This window comes from Variovorax xiamenensis (genome assembly GCF_050916385.1).
Classification (GTDB): domain Bacteria; phylum Pseudomonadota; class Gammaproteobacteria; order Burkholderiales; family Burkholderiaceae_C; genus Variovorax.
This window is the reverse complement of record NZ_CP139038.1, coordinates 4,550,491-4,566,776: the sequence shown is the minus strand read 5'-3', so window position 1 is coordinate 4,566,776 and position 16,286 is coordinate 4,550,491. Positions and strand designations below refer to the sequence as shown.

Genomic DNA, 16,286 nt, shown 5'->3' with positions numbered 1-16,286 from the left:
CGTTTCATGACCACGGCGGTTCCGGCCATCACCAGCGTGAGCGCCGCGCCTGCGTCGGGCGCGCGGCTCGATATGCACCGAGACGGCCCGGTGCTGGTCCTGACGCTGAGCAACCCCGAGGCGCGCAACGCCATCAATCCCTCGGTCTACCGGACGGCCGCCAAGGCGATACGCACTACCTCGGGCTTTCGCACGGTGCGTGCCATCGTGCTGCGCGGGGAGGGCGACCACTTCAGCGGCGGCGGCGACCTGCGGCGACTGGCCCGGCAACGCAAGCTGCCGGCCACCGAGCAGCATGGCCACATTGACGCGCTGCACGAGTGGCTCATGGCGATCGAGGAAGCGCCCCAGCCCGTCATTGCCGCGGTCGAGGGCGCGGCGATGGGCGGCGGCTTCTCGCTGTGCCTGGCCTGCGACCTGATCGTGGCCGCCGAGGACGCGAAGTTCGCGATGTCGTACATCAACGTCGGCCTGTCGCCCGACGGTGGCGGCACCGATTCGCTGGCGCGCTCGCTGCCGCCGCAGGCTGCGCTCGAGATGCTGCTCGACGGCACGCCCTGCACCGCGAAGCGGCTGCATGAGCTGGGCGTGGTCAACAAGGTGGTTCCGCACGGGGAAGCCGGCGCCGCCGCGCTCGCCTGGGCGCAGCAACTCGCGCGCGGTCCGTTCGAGGTGCAGGCGCGCATCAAGCAGCTCGTGTACGCGGCGCGGGGACGCAGCCGGCGCGAGCAGCTGGAGGCCGAGCGCGACTCCTTCCTGGCCAGTCTCTACAGCGACGAGAGCGGAGAGCGCATCAAGGAATTTCTCTCGCCCCGCAAGAAGCCGGAAACCACCGGGGAGGGCCCCGCGACCTGAGCGCGGAAAGATCATCCGACCCGTCTCCGGCCTTGGCATCAGGGGTTCTACTGGCCCTGAACTTGCTAAGCTATGAACTCAAGGAGATTGGTCGTTCCATGCACAAATTTGACGAGATGTATGAGCAGCTGCCCTACTCGGGAGCTGCGATTCGACAGCATTACAAGCGCTACGACCAATGGCTCGCGAAGCAACCCGGTGAGGTGATGCGTTCGCGGCGCGAAGAGGCGGAAATGATCTTCCGCCGGGTCGGCATCACCTTCGCGGTGTACGGCGCCAAGGACGAGGACGGTTCCGGTACCGAGCGGCTCATACCGTTCGACCTGCTGCCTCGCATCATTCCCGCCCACGAGTGGGACAGCATGGAAAAAGGGCTGGTGCAGCGTGTGACGGCGCTCAACCGCTTTCTTCACGATGTCTACCATGACCAGGAAATCATCAAGGCCGGCATCATCCCGGCCGAGCAGATCCTGAACAACGCCCAGTTCCGCCCCGAGATGATGGGCGTGAACGTGCCGCACAACGTCTACTCGAACATCTCGGGCATCGACATCGTGCGCGCCCCCGATGCCGAGGGCAACGGCGAGTACTACGTGCTCGAGGACAACCTGCGCGTGCCCAGCGGCGTGAGCTACATGCTCGAGAACCGCAAGATGATGATGCGGCTCTTCCCGGAGCTCTTCAACCAGAACCGCGTCGCGCCGGTCGCGCACTATCCCGACCTGCTGCTGGAGACCCTGCGCGCCAGCGCGCCGCCTGCCACGGCCGAGCCCACGGTGGTGGTGCTCACGCCCGGCATGTACAACAGCGCCTACTTCGAGCACGCCTTCCTCGCCCAGCAGATGGGTGTGGAGCTGGTCGAAGGGCAGGACCTGTTCGTCAAGGACAACTTCGTCTACATGCGCACCACGCGCGGGCCGAAGCGCGTGGACGTCATCTACCGCCGCGTGGACGACGACTTCCTCGACCCCGAGGTGTTCCGGCCGACGTCGACGCTGGGCTGCTCGGGCCTCATGCGTGCCTACCGCGACGGCAACGTCGTCATCTGCAATGCGGTGGGCACCGGCGTGGCAGACGACAAGTCGATCTACCCCTACGTGCCGAAGATGGTGGAGTTCTACCTCGGCGAGAAGCCGATCCTGAAGAACGTGCCCACCTACATGTGCCGCAACAAGGACGAGCTGCAATACACGCTCGACAACATGAAGGATCTGGTCGTCAAGGAAGTGCACGGCGCCGGCGGCTACGGCATGCTGATCGGCCCGGCCGCCACGCAGGCCGAGATCGAGGACTTCAAGAAGGCCGTGATCGCCAAGCCCGACGGCTACATCGCCCAGCCCACGCTGAGCCTGTCGACCTCGCCCACCTTCGTCGACGCCGGCATCGCGCCGCGCCACATCGACCTGCGCCCCTTCGTGCTCTCGGGTAGCGAGGTGCAGATGGTGCCCGGCGGCCTCACGCGCGTGGCGCTGAAGGAAGGCTCGCTGGTGGTCAATTCGTCGCAGGGCGGCGGCACCAAGGACACCTGGATTCTCGAAGCCGACCGCAGCCCCAAGCCCAAGGCGGCGCCTGCGCAGTCGCAAAGCCAATCGTAGGAGGACAACGAAGATGCTGTCACGTACCGCCGACCATCTCTACTGGATGTCCCGCTACACCGAGCGTGCCGAGAACACGGCGCGCATGCTGGACGTCAACTACCAGACCTCGCTGCTGCCGCAGTCCGCCGAAGTGGCCAAGTACGGCTGGCAGGGCGTGCTCTCGATCAGCGAGCTGCTGCCCTGGTACAACCAGAAGTACGACCAGATCGCGCCCAAGGAGGTGATGGAGTTCATGGTCAAGGACGAGAGCAACGCCTCGTCGATCGTCTCCTGCCTCAAGGCCGCCCGCGAGAACGCGCGCGCCGTGCGCGGCGCGCTCACCACCGAAGCCTGGGAAACGCAGAACACCACCTGGCTCGAGGTCAACCGCATGCTGCGCTCGGGCGACTTCGAGCGCGACCCCGGCCAGTTCTTCGAGTGGGTCAAGTTCCGCTCGCACCTGTCGCGCGGCGTCACGCTGGGCACCATGCTGCAGGACGAGGCCTTCTACTTCTCGCGCCTCGGCACCTTCCTGGAGCGCGCCGACAACACCGCGCGACTGGTGGACGTGAAGTTCCACGCCCTCAACAGCGAGTTCTTCGGCGCCGCTACCGAGGAAGATCAGGAATACGACTTCTATCACTGGAGCGCCATCCTGCGCAGCGTCTCGGCCTTCGAGGTCTATCGCAAGGTTTACCGCGATGTGATCAAGCCCGAGCGCGTGGCGGAGCTGCTCATTCTTCGCGCCGACATGCCGCGCTCGCTGCACGCCAGTCTGGTCGAGGTGGTCAACAACCTCGCGAAGGTGCAGAACGAGCAGAGCGCCGAAACCCAGCGCCGCGCCGGAAAGCTGCTGGCTGATCTGCAATATGCGCGTGTCGACGAAATTCTGGCGACGGGGCTGCATGCGTATCTCACGCAATTCCTTGATCGCGTGAATGAGCTGGGGGTGCGGATCAGCCAGGATTTTCTGGTTCCGGCGCATTGATCAGTGGCAGGAAGCGCGGTGGCTTCGTCCTTTTTCTCAAGGGCGAAGCCCGCCCGGTTTTGCGCAAATTTTTGACAATTGTTGACGTGGAAAACCCGGTCAACAAGAAATTAAACAATAAGAATTAACTCGCCAGAATTGATTGGTTTCTGTCGTTGAAAAGCATGTATTAATTCCTTGAAAGCAAGCGCCGCTCTTTCATAATCGCGCCCCTGCAGCTTTCATTTCGTCACAGATGTGGCTGCGAAATGACAATTACCAGGGAGCGTCAGAACAATGAACCGGCACTTGCACCGCGTGGTCTTCAACGCGGCCAGAGGGATGCGCATGGTGGTCCAGGAAACGGCCGCCAGCACTGGCAAGGGCGCCAGCAAGGCGACCAGCGCTGGTGTCTCCGTCGCCATCGCAGGCGCGTTGATGGCAATGTCGGCGCAGGCGCAAATCGTCGGCGCTCCCAACGTCCCCGGCAATCTCCGCCCGACTGTGCTGATGGCGCCCAATGGCGTGCCGCTGGTCAACATCCAGACGCCTTCCGCAGCAGGTGTCTCGCGCAACGTCTACAACCAGTTCAACGTCGGTGCGAACGGCGCCATCCTGAACAACAGCCGGGTGAACGTGCAGACCCAGCTTGGTGGGTTCGTTCAGGGCAACCCGTTCCTGGCATCGGGTCCGGCACGCATCATCCTCAATGAGGTCAACGGCGGAACGCCCAGCCAGCTTCGTGGCTACATCGAAGTGGGTGGCCAGCGCGCTGAAGTAATCATTGCGAACCCGGCGGGCATCAGCGTGGATGGCGGTGGCTTCATCAATGCCAGCCGTGCCACGCTCACCACCGGGACGCCGCAGTTCAACGCCGTCGGCGGCCTCGACAGTTTCCTTGTTCGTGGCGGCACCGTCACCATCGACGGCGCGGGCCTCGATGCCAGCAAGACCGACTACGCCGCCATCCTCGCGCGCGCCGTGCAGGCCAATGCGAGCATCTGGGCCAGCGAGCTCAAGGTGGTGACTGGTGCGAATCAGATCAGTGCTGACCATGGCCAGATCACGCCCACGACGGGTACGGGCGCTGCTCCGACCTTTGCGCTCGATGTCGCTGCATTGGGTGGCATGTACGCAAACAAGATCGTTTTGGTCGGGAGCGAAGCGGGCCTGGGCGTGCGTAACGCGGGCAGCATCGGCGCCGGTGCTGGGGGGCTTGTCGTTACGGCGGCAGGCCGCCTCGAGAACATCGGCACGCTGGAAGGGCAGCGCGTCGAACTGACCACGCCTGGCGATATCTCGAACCGTGGAGGCACGATCCGTCAGACCAGCACGACCGGTCTGACGATTGCCTCGCCGGTCTTGAGCAATACCAACGGTGGGGTGATCGGTGCTGAGCCTGTGAGTGCCGGTGCAAGCAGCGGCGGCGCGGCAACTCCTGGGACCCCGACACCAAGCGGCGGTGGAGGCTCGGCCACGCCATCGACAACGGACGCTGGTGGCACCAGCACAAGCACCGGCGGCACGTCTACTCCGACAACGTACACGCCACCAGCGCCAGGCGTCATCACCGCCGGTGGTACCGTATTCAACGACGGCGGCAATATCTACGCGGGTGGTCCCATCACGCTCAACACGTCGCAGATCAACAATGCAGGTGGCTCGCTCAATGTCGCGACGATGGCCGTCGCAGGTCCGAGTTTCAGCAATGCGGGCGGTACGCTCAATGTCAGCCAGAGCTTCGGCGCGAACGTCGGCTCCTTCGACAACACGGGCGGCAAGCTCAACGCGGGCAGTCTGAACATCGCCACCAGTGGTGACCTGATCAACACCGACGGCACGCTGACAAGCACCTCCGATGCCAACCTCACGGTTGGTGGGAAGGTCGAAAACACTCGCGGCACAATCTCGGCCACGGGTGCACTGACTGCAAACGTGGCTGGTGCCACCATCAACAATAGTGGCGCGCTCGTCTCCAACCAGGCACTGACGTTGAAGGCCAACTCGCTGGAAAACACCAGCGGCAGCATCCAGTCCGCGCAGGCTGGCGTGCAGCTTAGCGTGACCAACGCTCTGGCCAACGGCGGCGGAGGCAGCATCAATGCGACCACGGACCTGAGCGTGCAGGCTGGATCGCTTTCCAATAGCGCAAGCATGCGCGGTGGTAACGATGCCAACATCATGGTTGGTGGGACACTGACCAACGACGGCAGTGTCACGGCGGGCCGCAACACCACAATCACAGCCGGCAGCGTGCAGAGCGGTATGTCCGGTGTGCTCGGGGCTGGCGTCCAGGGCGACGGCAAGCTCGGCAGTGTGGGCGACTTGCGTGTGACCTCCACCGGCGCCCTGGTCGCCAACGGCACCAACCTCGCGGCGGGCAATGCCACGCTGCAAGGCGCGAGCGTCGACCTGTCGACCAGCCAGACCAGTGCGACCAGCATCGCGGTCACGGCCACACAGGGCAATGTCACCACCAGTAAGGCCACGGTGGTCACCCCCGGCACGCTTGCAATCACCGCCAACAGCAATGCTGCGCAAACCCTCGTCAACGACGCTGGTCAGCTCAATGCCGCCCAGTTGCAGATCAATGTCTCGAACCTCGCCAACACGAACAAGGGCGAGATCGTGCAGACGGGGACCGGTACGACCACCATCGCCACCAGCGGCACGTTGAACAACAACGGTGGCCGGATTGCCAGCAATGGGCAGGATCTTACGCTGCAGGGCGCCAGCATCGACAACGCCAGCGGCAGGATCGAGCATGCCGGGACCGGCACGCTGACCATCGCGGGTGGAAGCTTCAACGGCACCGACGGCCGGATCACGACTAACAATTCACTGGCGGTCGCGTTGTCGAGCGCCTTCAGTCAGGACGGTGGCTCGACCAGCGCCAAGCAGATCTCCATCGATGCTGGCTCCCTGAGCAACAAGGGCGGCCAGATCGTCCAGACCGGCGCCGATGCCACGCGCATCACCGTGGTCGGTGCCCTGGACAACGGCAATGCGGGTGTTGTTGCCAGCAACGGCAACACGACCATCACCGCTGGCAGTCTGACCAACCAGGCTGGCTCCATCCGTGCCGCAGAAACCTCCAGCCTCGGCTTGAACATCGGCGGCCTGCTCGACAACAGCAACAAGGGGGTGATCGGTGCGGGCGGCGGCACCACCATCGCTGCGGGCAGTCTCAACAACAACGCTGGCAGCGTAACGGCGGGCAGTGACCTCAGCGCCACCATCGCGGGTGCCACAACGAACGTCGGCGGTACGCTCGCGGCCAATGGCAACACCACAATTGGCGCCGCCAGCTTGGACAACAGCGCGGGAACGACTGCCGCCGTCAACGGCAATCTGAGTGTCACGACCACGGGTCAGACCATCAATAACGGAGGCGCCCTGCAAGCTGGCGGCATCACCACCTTGAGCAATGGCGGTCTGCTGAACCAATCGGGCAAGGTGTTCGGCGACAGTCTGGCCGTGGACACGCACGGCAACGCGCTGGACAACAGCGCGAACGGCACGATCGCCGCGACCACGACGGTAGCCATCAGCTCGGGCGCCCTGACCAACGATGCCGGCCTGATCCAGGCAGGCGGCGCGATCACCATCAACACGAATGGTCAAAGCCTGAGCAACACCAATGCGGTGGGCTACAGCAACAAGCAGGGCGGCATTACCAGCGCCGACACGCTCGACCTGAAGACGGGCGCGCTGAACAACACAGCCGGCTTCATCGGCTCGAAGAATGCGCTGACCGCTGACACGCGGGCTTTCACGAACACCGGCGGCCTGGTGCTCGGCCAGTCCACGGTGGCGATCGACACCCACGGCGCGAGCTACAACAACAACGCCGGCAAGACGCAGGCGGTGGGTGGTGTCTCGATCAATGCCGGAGATATCCAGAACTCCAACGGTCTCGTGCGCTCGCTGGCCACGACGACGCTAGATGCCGGCGTCATCGTCAACACGAACACCCAAGGTGCCGACCAAGGCATCGAGGGCAAAAACGTCGTCATCGGTGCTGGCGCGCTGAGCAACGACGCCGGAGCGATTCGTGCCGATGTCAATGCCACCATCACCAGCGGAGGTACTGTCAGCAACAAGAGCGGGCTGATCTCGGCCGGCGATGCGCTGGCTCTCGCGGACCCGAATGCCGCGAACCCCGGAGCCAAGACGCTGAACCTCGTGAACACCAACGGCACGCTGGTGGCCGACAAAAGCCTGAAGATCGATGCGGCCACCTTCAGTGGCGACGGCAGGGTGGTCTCGGGCAAGGACCTGAGCATTGCGCTCACACAGGACGTCGTCAACAACGGAGAGGTGGCCGCGAACGGAAACCTGAGCTACACCACCTCCGGCAACTTCACGAACAACGGCAAGCTGCTAGCGGGCCAGACTCTCAAGGTGGGCGGCAACAATGTCGACAACACCGCCAATGCGGAGATGTCGGGGCCGAATACCGTCGTCAACGCCAGCGGCACGCTGACAAACCGTGGTCTGATTGACAGCCAAGGCGCAACGCAGATCAACGCGGGCACCCTGAAGAACATCGGCACGGGTCGGATCTACGGCGATGCCGTCTCCATCGGCGTCGGCACGCTCGAAAACGACAGCGAGACGGTCAACGGCGTCACCAAGGCGGGAACCATTGCAGCGCGCGGCACCCTGGATATCGGCGCCAGCACCATCACCAACCGCGAGCACGCGCTAATCTTCAGTTCGGGAGACATGTTCATCGGCGGCGGCCTTAATGCCCGTCGTGAGGCAACCGGTCAGGGTGGAACGCTCAACAACCTGAGCGCCGACATCGAATCATTGGGCAACATGGATATATCCATGGCCAACGTCAACAACCGCGACGTGCACATCCAGTTGGGTGCCCCCAAGGTCACATCCGAGGTACTGACTGGCATTGCCCCCAAGACGCTGGTCGGCAGCGGTATTGGCAGGACCACGACTTACCCTCTGAGCGAAGTCAACGTTGATCCGGCCAGCGGCTCTGTGTTTCGGAAAGACACCGGTGAACTCGTTGGCATCGGCGGCTACGCCATCTGGACCAACAACCTCACGATCACCGAAGACACCGCGACCAACCTGGATCCCGCCCGCCTTGTCGCGGGCGGCAACATGAACGTCACCGGTCGTCTCTACAACGAGAACAGTCAGGTACTGGCCGGCGGAACGATCACAGCGACTCGATACGAGTCCGACCAATTGAAGGGGCAGCGCACGGTCACGGGCCTCGCGAACGTGATCGACAACCAAGGCGTGGTGCAGGGAGTGAACATCCCGATTTTTACGGCGCCTACAACGGTCTCCCTGGGGGCCTACAAGTACCAGGAGCACATCGGCGCCACCCAAGGATATAGCGTCGGGGTCGCGCCGGTGGGCGGGGTAACGGGTAACGCGGGCGGCACTGGTGGCGTGAACGGCGGCAGCGCCCCGAGCGCCGTCGTCGAAGTGCCAGCCAACGTCGGGGCGATCGTGAAGACCTCGGGCACTTCAGCTGGCACGGCCGGTGCCGCTGGTGCGACCGGTGGCGCCGAGGCCAGCCAGACTGTGCCCATGGTCGTTCGCACCATCATGCCGAACATCGGCATTCCCAACGCCAGCCTGTTCAACATCCGTGCGGGTGGCGGCTACCTGGTCGAGACCGATCCGCGCTTTGCCAACTACCGCAACTGGCTGAGCAGCGACTACCTGCTGAACAGCCTCGGCCTGGACCCCAATAACATTCTCAAGCGCCTGGGTGATGGCTTCTACGAGCAGAAGCTCATCCGCGAGCAGGTCGCCCAACTCACCGGCTATCGCTATCTGGACGGCTACAGCAACGATGAGGAGCAGTACGCCGCACTGATGAACGCGGGGGCGACCTTCGCACAGCAATACGGCCTGCGCCCTGGCGTGGCCCTGACGGCAGCGCAGATGGCTCAACTCACCAGCGACATCGTTTGGCTGGTCGAGCAGACCGTGACCTTGCCAGACGGGACGACGCAGCGCGTTCTTGTGCCGCAGGTCTATGTGCGCGTGCGGCCCGGCGACATTGACGGATCGGGGGCGCTGCTGGCGGGCAACCAGGTCAAGATCGACGGCAAGGACAACAACCTGGTCAACACGGGCACCATCGCCGGGCGCCAGTTGGTCAGCATCAACGCCAACACTATCGACAACCTGGGCGGCCGCATCAGCGGTGGTCAAGTGGGGCTGAAGGCCCAGCTCGACATCAACAACCTTGGTGGTGTGATCGACGCCAGGGACAAGCTGACCTTGGAGGCCGGGCGTGACATCAATGTCCGCACGACGACGGCCTCCGGTCCACTCGGCAACACGGGCATCGACCGTGTCGCAGGCCTGTATGTGACGAACCCCGGCGGCACGCTGGTCGCCAGCGCCGGGCGCGATATCAATCTGGTCGGTGCCATCGTATCCAACCAAGGAGGAGGTGGTCTCACTTCCTTCACGGCAAAGAACGACATCAATCTTGGGACCATTACGACGTCCTCGGCGATCCTCGCCCTGGGCGAAAAATGGAGTGGCTACTCCATCACAAACAAGGAAGTCGGCACGACGATCACGACCAACGGGACCACGCTCCTGAATGCCGGCCGCGACATCAACGCCCGGCAGGCGACGGTCGATGCGGGCAACGGCCTGTTGAGCATGCACGCCGACCGCGACATCAACATCGCGTCGGGGCAGACCGATGTGTCGGGCGCTTTCATACGTCAGTGGAAGGAAAAGGGGCTCTTCAGCCGGACCGACAACACGCTCTCAGGCGAATACAACTTCAGCGCCAGCGTGGGCAGTCGATTCTCGGGCGGAGTCGTGTCCATCGATGCCGGCAGAGACATCGGTATCGAAGGCTCGCACATCAGCGGTACGCAAGGTGTGGCGATCAGCGCTACCAGAAATCTCGCCATCGTCGAGGGCCGCAACACCGGAAGCGTCAGCGCTGAATTGCAGAGTGACAAGAAAGGCATCGGAGGCCTGACGGGATTGCTCGCCGGCACGCCGACCATTCCGTCGCTGCCCTACGCGAGGGCCACCACGACAAGCGCTAGCGTCCAGACGGACACAGCATCTGCAAGCACGATCACCAGCAGCCAGGGCGGCGTGCTGCTTCAGGGGGGCAGCGTTTTCCTCCAGGGAGTGCAAGTCGATGCGGCCAAGGACATCAGCATCAAGGGCGGCAACGTCGTCATTCAGGCCGCGACCAACAGCAGCTCGGTCACGGGGTCGACCAACTCACGCACCAAGGGGATTGAACCGGGCCAGATTCTCTGGCACGACCCCAGCACAGGCATCAACGCCCGCAAGGCGACCGAGACCAAGATCGAAGACAGCAGTCTGACGCGCACGACCCTCAACGGGGCGAACGTGTCTATCGAGGCCGTTGATACGCTGGCCATGGCGGGCACGACGGTGAACACGCCAGGTACGCTGACCCTGAAAGCCGATCAGCTGCTCCTGGGCACCCAGACTACCGAGCACAGCGAGCAGACCACGAGCCAAGGTCGAGATTTGGCCTACCAAAAGAACAAGGACAAAGGGCAGAGCGACCAGACCACCAACTACAACCAATTCAATGCGGGCAATCTGGCGGTTACTGCAAACCACGTCCAAGCTGGCCTGGGCGCCAGGGACAGCGTTGAGCAGTTGGCCAAGCAGCCGGGCATGAGTTGGGTGGAGCAGCTGACGAACAACCCCAAGCTCAAGGACAAGATCGACTGGCAGAGGGTCGAAGAGGCCCACAAAACCTGGAACTACGACCAGCAGGGGCTGACGCCGGAGGGGGCGGCCATTGTGACGATCGTCGCCGCGTATTTTGCCGCGGGTGCCGCTTCTCAGGCTGGTACCGCTGCTGGTCAAGCGGCGGGCACTGCATGGAATGGCGGGGTGGCTGCCCTGGGCGAGGGGGGATTCATCGCGTCCACAGGATTCACCGTTTCCACTGCGGTGAGCGGCGCTGTCACGGCGGGCATCACTGCCCTGGCTGGCCAGGCCGCAGTCGCTCTCATCAACAACCAAGGCGACCTCGCGGCCGCTCTCCACGACCTGGGCAGCAGCGCCAACGTAAAGAACCTGCTGACAGCCATCGTCACCGGAGGTGTGCTTGGGGTGATGGACCTCAATCCGACAGGTGCACCGACGCTCAATGGTGGGGCACAGCCATTTGCTGATCAGTTGCGGCAAAACCTGACGGCTGGCGCTGCGCGGGCGGTGATCGGAACGGCGATCAATGGCGGCAGTTTCGAAAAGATCCTGAAGGACAGTCTCAGGAATGCCATCCTTGACACCGTGGCTGCGCAGACGGCATACGAGATTGGAAATCTGACCCAGGCCGGCGTTATTGATGACTTCACCAACAAGGTCGCGCATGCAATTGCGGGCTGCATGGTCGGGGCCGTTCGATCAGACAGTGCCGCGGGATGTGGCGCCGGCGCTTTGGGGGCGGCCATCGGCGAACTTGCCGCAGAAGCATACGGACGTCAGGCTGACACAACGCAGTTCGCGGCCATGATGGCGGGTTTGGCGGTCGCCATCACCGGGGGAGATGCCAATCAAATCAGCCTTGGAAGCCAAGCGGGAGGCAACGCGGCTGCGAATAACTTCTTGGCACACGTGGACGCGCGCCGAACTTTGGATCTGCAAAGTAAATGCAATGCAAATCAATGTACACCGCTTGAGTTGGATGAGCTGAATGCTCTAGTGGCAAAAGATAGAGAAACCTCCCGCGCGCTCAATGCGTGTACCGGTGACTCAAGTGATCGTTGCAAGGGAATTCGGTCGGATTTTGCCGCAGCTGCCGCTTCATATTTACCTGCGAAAAACGATATTTTGGTGTGGGCTGTAAATAAATCGAACCAGTCAAACGGAATGTATTCGGTTGAGCAAATCTACGATGCATATAACGCCAATTTCTTTGGGATTCAGCCTTCCTCAACTGAAGGTGATCTAAGCGCCGTAGCGGATTGGATACGAGAGCAGATCCTAAGAGAGCCTCCGCTGAGTAAAATTGCCATGGGGTTGGCAAGTTATCAAAACCAGCAGTGGGCAGCGTATTTTGGGGTTAGTGCTGCCTCCAATTTGATGGCGCAGGCAAAAAATATGCTGGCGCCGGAGCCCATTATCAATGGATCGCCTCCCATAGTTGTTCGCAATGCTGAAATATTGGATCGAAATGGACAAGTAATTGCACGGCAAAACCCCTTGACGGGAGAATATGTAAGCTTTTCGCCAAACCTGCCTGCGCCAAGCAATGGTCCAGCATTGCCGGCATCGTCGCCAAATGTGATTCGAAATGCATTGACTGACAAGGAATTTAAGCAGGCCACTGATATTGCGAGCTATACCGGAGGTGTTTTTAGAGGGGTGCCCACGGATAAATTTCCAGGCATCGATGGGTGGCTGAATGACGTACCAGTGCAGATCAAGGTTTTGGAAAGTCAATCGATCTTTGCTATTAATAGAAATGTCACCTCGGCAGCCAAGGATATGGCAAAGGCTGGATATAAAGGCGACGTTTATATTGATGCAACGTCTACAGGCTTGCCGATAAATAAAATTTCAGATTTTATTAAAACTGGGTCTCCAATCAGCAATGTTACAACCGAGGGAACGGTGCAGCACGTCTACATTAAGACTGTTGAGGGCTGGCTGGCAGTAACATCGGGCACTATAACGATTGCTCCAAAGGTAAATTGAATGTCCATTAATTTGATTGTCCCAATTTCTCGGTTGCCAGTCGACTTTTGGGAGTTCCAAAAAGTTGCTGAGGCAAAATTCTCTGAAATAGAGAAGGAGATTGCCTTGAAATTTTCGAGATTGAAAAGCAGCGATGCAGATGATTTGGAGAGCGGATTTGTAGAAATTCAAGGCTCATCGCCAGACGACTGGTGTCTGCTTAGTTTTGCGTGGCTGGAGCAGGCTGCAAGAGAAGATAATGAGTCAGATTTGAATTATTATGCGTCCGTTTCGACCCGAGGGAAGAAACGCTTTTCTGCCATCTTAATTTCAAGCCTTTCCGCATTTGGTGCTCGCATGGTGTACGACGATTCTCATTTTTTTGGGGAAAATGACAAACTGAATATCTCGAATTTGACGGAAGTCAAAGAGTGATTTTTATTCCGGAATCGATGGCATTTTGAGGTTTTTACTTCCAAATTGGCATTGCAGGCATTGCAGGCATTGCATCGTTTGAATAATTTTCCTTCAAGTTGGCGAGGGTGGTTGAAGGTTTATTGCACCCAATCACCATTCGAGGGTTGCCTCATGGCCTCGAGGGCACTTGTCACAGGCTTTGACATTTAATTTCGACTCATGCACATCAATTCCTTGGTTTTTCTTCTTTCGTTCAGCTTGCTGGTCGGTTGTGGCTCCTCCCCTGTTACGCCTGTGCAGCAGGCACCGGTGACACGCGCCATGGTGGTTCCCGTGGCACCCATCGACAAGATGCATACCGAGAACAAGGGCATCCCGCTCGGGGTGCTGTGGCAGTCGGTGGCAGACCGCATCAAGAGTTCGGATTTCAATGAACGCATGGAAACCACGCGAAAAGACATGGGGCCGAAGCTCACTGCGGCATTGGTTCGGCAATTGGCTGCCCAGGGCTATGAAGCGCAGGTGGTGGAAGGCGCTTCGGGGCGACCGGCGCAGTCTGCGATCGATGAAAACAAGCTGCCTCCGACCGACGCGGTCCTGCGCGTCTACTTCAACGAGGTCGGCATGTTTTCCGCCCGCTTCTCAAGGGACTATGTTTCGCGCCTCAACCTGAGCGCCTATCTGGTTCGAGGCGAGACGGAAGACAGCCTCTACAGCGAAACGCTTTACTACGGTGCTGACGCAACGAACGACAAGGCGTCGTGGAGCGGGCCGGCGAACCCTGACCACCACTGGTCGAGCTTCAATGAACTGTTTGAGCACCCGCAGGAGGTTGCTCAGAGCTACGACCATGCGGTCAATGCACTGGCGACAAGGATTGCTCAGAACATTCGCGCGCAAGTTCCACCATGTGCGGCGATCGTGCGGTCGGCAACACTTTGAGCTCAGCATTAGGCCAAAGATCCGGAGCCTTGGGGCGGGCACTGCGTGCATCGCCTCGGTATGGCGTGAGCAGGTAAAAGTAATCAGGGAGAGAAATTGAGAACGAATTCGCGTGCTGTGCTGGCCGGTGTGTTGATTGGCGGCCCTCTGCTGGCTCAAGCTCAGGTCCCAAGCACGCCACAACCCTTCATCGAACAGCAACGTCAGCAAGAACGTGAACGCGCCTTGCGCGAGCAGAACGAGCGCGCCGTCGACCAGCGCCCACAGATTGCTCCGCCGCCGCCCACGCAGCGCATTTCCGACTCTGAGTCTCCGTGCTTTCGCATCGATCGCGTGCTGCTGGGCGGCGAGCAGTCCGAGTCGTTCCAATGGGCCGTTGCCGATCTGTCCGGACCTGAGGGCAATGATTCGCCAGGTGGCCGCTGCCTCGGCACGACTGGTGTCAACGTGGTATTGGCGCGCGCGCAGCAAGTCGTCATCGCCCGCGGCTTTGTCACCACACGGGTGCTGGCCGCGCCGCAGGACCTGTCCACTGGCACGCTGACTCTCTCCCTGGTGCCTGGCCGCATCGCAGCCATTCGGACGACGCCCGATTCTTCGTCCACGCTGCTCGGCAGTTCAGTCTTGTTGGCTACCGCTATTCCTGCCCGGCCCGGCGACCTTCTGAATTTGCGCGACATCGAACAAGGCCTGGAGAACCTGAAGCGTGCCCCGACCGCGGAAGCCGACATCCAGATCGAGCCCTCAACCGCCCCCAACGCCAAGCCCGGTGACAGTGACCTCGTCGTCAAGTACGTGCAGGCCAAAAAATGGCGCGTCACGTTGAGCTTGGACGACAGCGGCACCGAAGCCACAGGCCGCTACCAGGCCGGCGCCACCCTGTCCCTGGACAACCCCTTCGGCCTGAACGACCTGCTCTACGTCAGCGCCAACCACAACATCAACAACCACGTCTTCGGCGACCCGGCCAAGGGCACCGAAGGCCAGACCGTCCACTACTCACTGCCTTATGGCTACTGGCTGCTGGGCCTCACAGCCTCCAACAGCCAGTACCATCAGAGCGTGGCTGGGCCGTACCAGGATCCCATCTACGCCGGTAAGACCAACAACGCTGAGGTCAAGCTGTCTCGCCTCGTCTACCGCGACCAGAGCCGCAAGACGAACGTGGCGATCAAAGGCTGGCGCCGCGAGTCGCGTAACTTCGTGGACGATACCGAGATCGAGGTGCAGCACCGCGTGGTCGGCGGCTGGGAGCTCAGTCTCAATCACAAGGAGTACATCGGCGAGGCGACGCTCGAAGGCACGCTGGCCTACAAGCGCGGCACCGGCGGCTTCGGCTCGCGCACCGCGCCGGAAGAAGAGTTCGGCGAAGGCACTTCGCGGCTGAAGCTTTATACCGCCGACATCAGCCTCAATGCGCCCTTCAAGCTCGGCGAGCAGAAGATGCGCTACTCCGGCCTGATCCGCGCCCAATGGAACCGCACACCGCTGACGCCGCAGGACCGCTTCGCCATCGGTGGGCGCTACACGGTGCGCGGTTTCGATGGCGAGACGAGCCTGATGGGCGAGCGCGGCTGGCTCATCCGCAACGACATCGGCTGGGCCGTGGGTCAAAGCGGGGCGGAGTTGTACGTCGGTGCCGACTATGGCCACGTCGGTGGCCGCTCGACGGTCGACCTGCTCGGCCGCAGCCTGGCCGGCGCCGTCATCGGCGTGCGTGGCCAGTGGACCAAGCTGAGCTACGATTTCTTCGTCGGCGCGCCGATCAGCAAGCCGGAGGGCTATCGCACCGCGAAGGTCACGCTGGGCTTCAATCTCAACGTAAGCTTCTAACGCGGTAGGCG

Annotated in this window: 7 protein-coding genes; all 7 read left to right on the top strand. The window is 61.6% G+C overall.

The genetic code is table 11. From position 1 onward, the window contains the following. Positions 1 to 6: 6 nt before the first annotated feature. Positions 7 to 855, top strand: a complete 849-nt coding sequence (locus tag SFB74_RS20795) for an oxepin-CoA hydrolase, alternative type (protein ID WP_432726183.1) — start codon at positions 7 to 9, stop codon at positions 853 to 855. 98 nt (positions 856 to 953) lie between these two features. Beyond that, positions 954 to 2,450: a circularly permuted type 2 ATP-grasp protein gene (locus SFB74_RS20790; RefSeq protein WP_432726182.1), complete on the top strand. Its 1,497-nt coding sequence runs from the start codon at positions 954 to 956 to the stop codon at positions 2,448 to 2,450. A gap of 13 nt (positions 2,451 to 2,463) precedes the next feature. Then, positions 2,464 to 3,420 (top strand): alpha-E domain-containing protein, encoded by a 957-nt coding sequence (locus SFB74_RS20785; protein WP_019656032.1) that lies wholly within the window; start codon positions 2,464 to 2,466, stop codon positions 3,418 to 3,420. A gap of 276 nt (positions 3,421 to 3,696) precedes the next feature. After that, positions 3,697 to 13,104 (top strand): filamentous hemagglutinin N-terminal domain-containing protein, encoded by a 9,408-nt coding sequence (locus SFB74_RS20780; protein ID WP_432726181.1) that lies wholly within the window; start codon positions 3,697 to 3,699, stop codon positions 13,102 to 13,104. Further along, a complete protein-coding gene (locus SFB74_RS20775) occupies positions 13,105 to 13,518 on the top strand; it encodes a hypothetical protein (protein WP_432726180.1) in 414 nt (137 codons plus the stop codon). 201 nt (positions 13,519 to 13,719) lie between these two features. Further along, on the top strand, positions 13,720 to 14,442 hold the full coding sequence (locus SFB74_RS20770; protein WP_432726179.1) for a hypothetical protein: 723 nt from the start codon (positions 13,720 to 13,722) through the stop codon (positions 14,440 to 14,442). A gap of 117 nt (positions 14,443 to 14,559) precedes the next feature. After that, positions 14,560 to 16,275, top strand: coding sequence for a ShlB/FhaC/HecB family hemolysin secretion/activation protein (locus tag SFB74_RS20765; protein WP_432731972.1), 1,716 nt, complete (start codon positions 14,560 to 14,562; stop codon positions 16,273 to 16,275). Positions 16,276 to 16,286 lie beyond the last annotated feature (11 nt).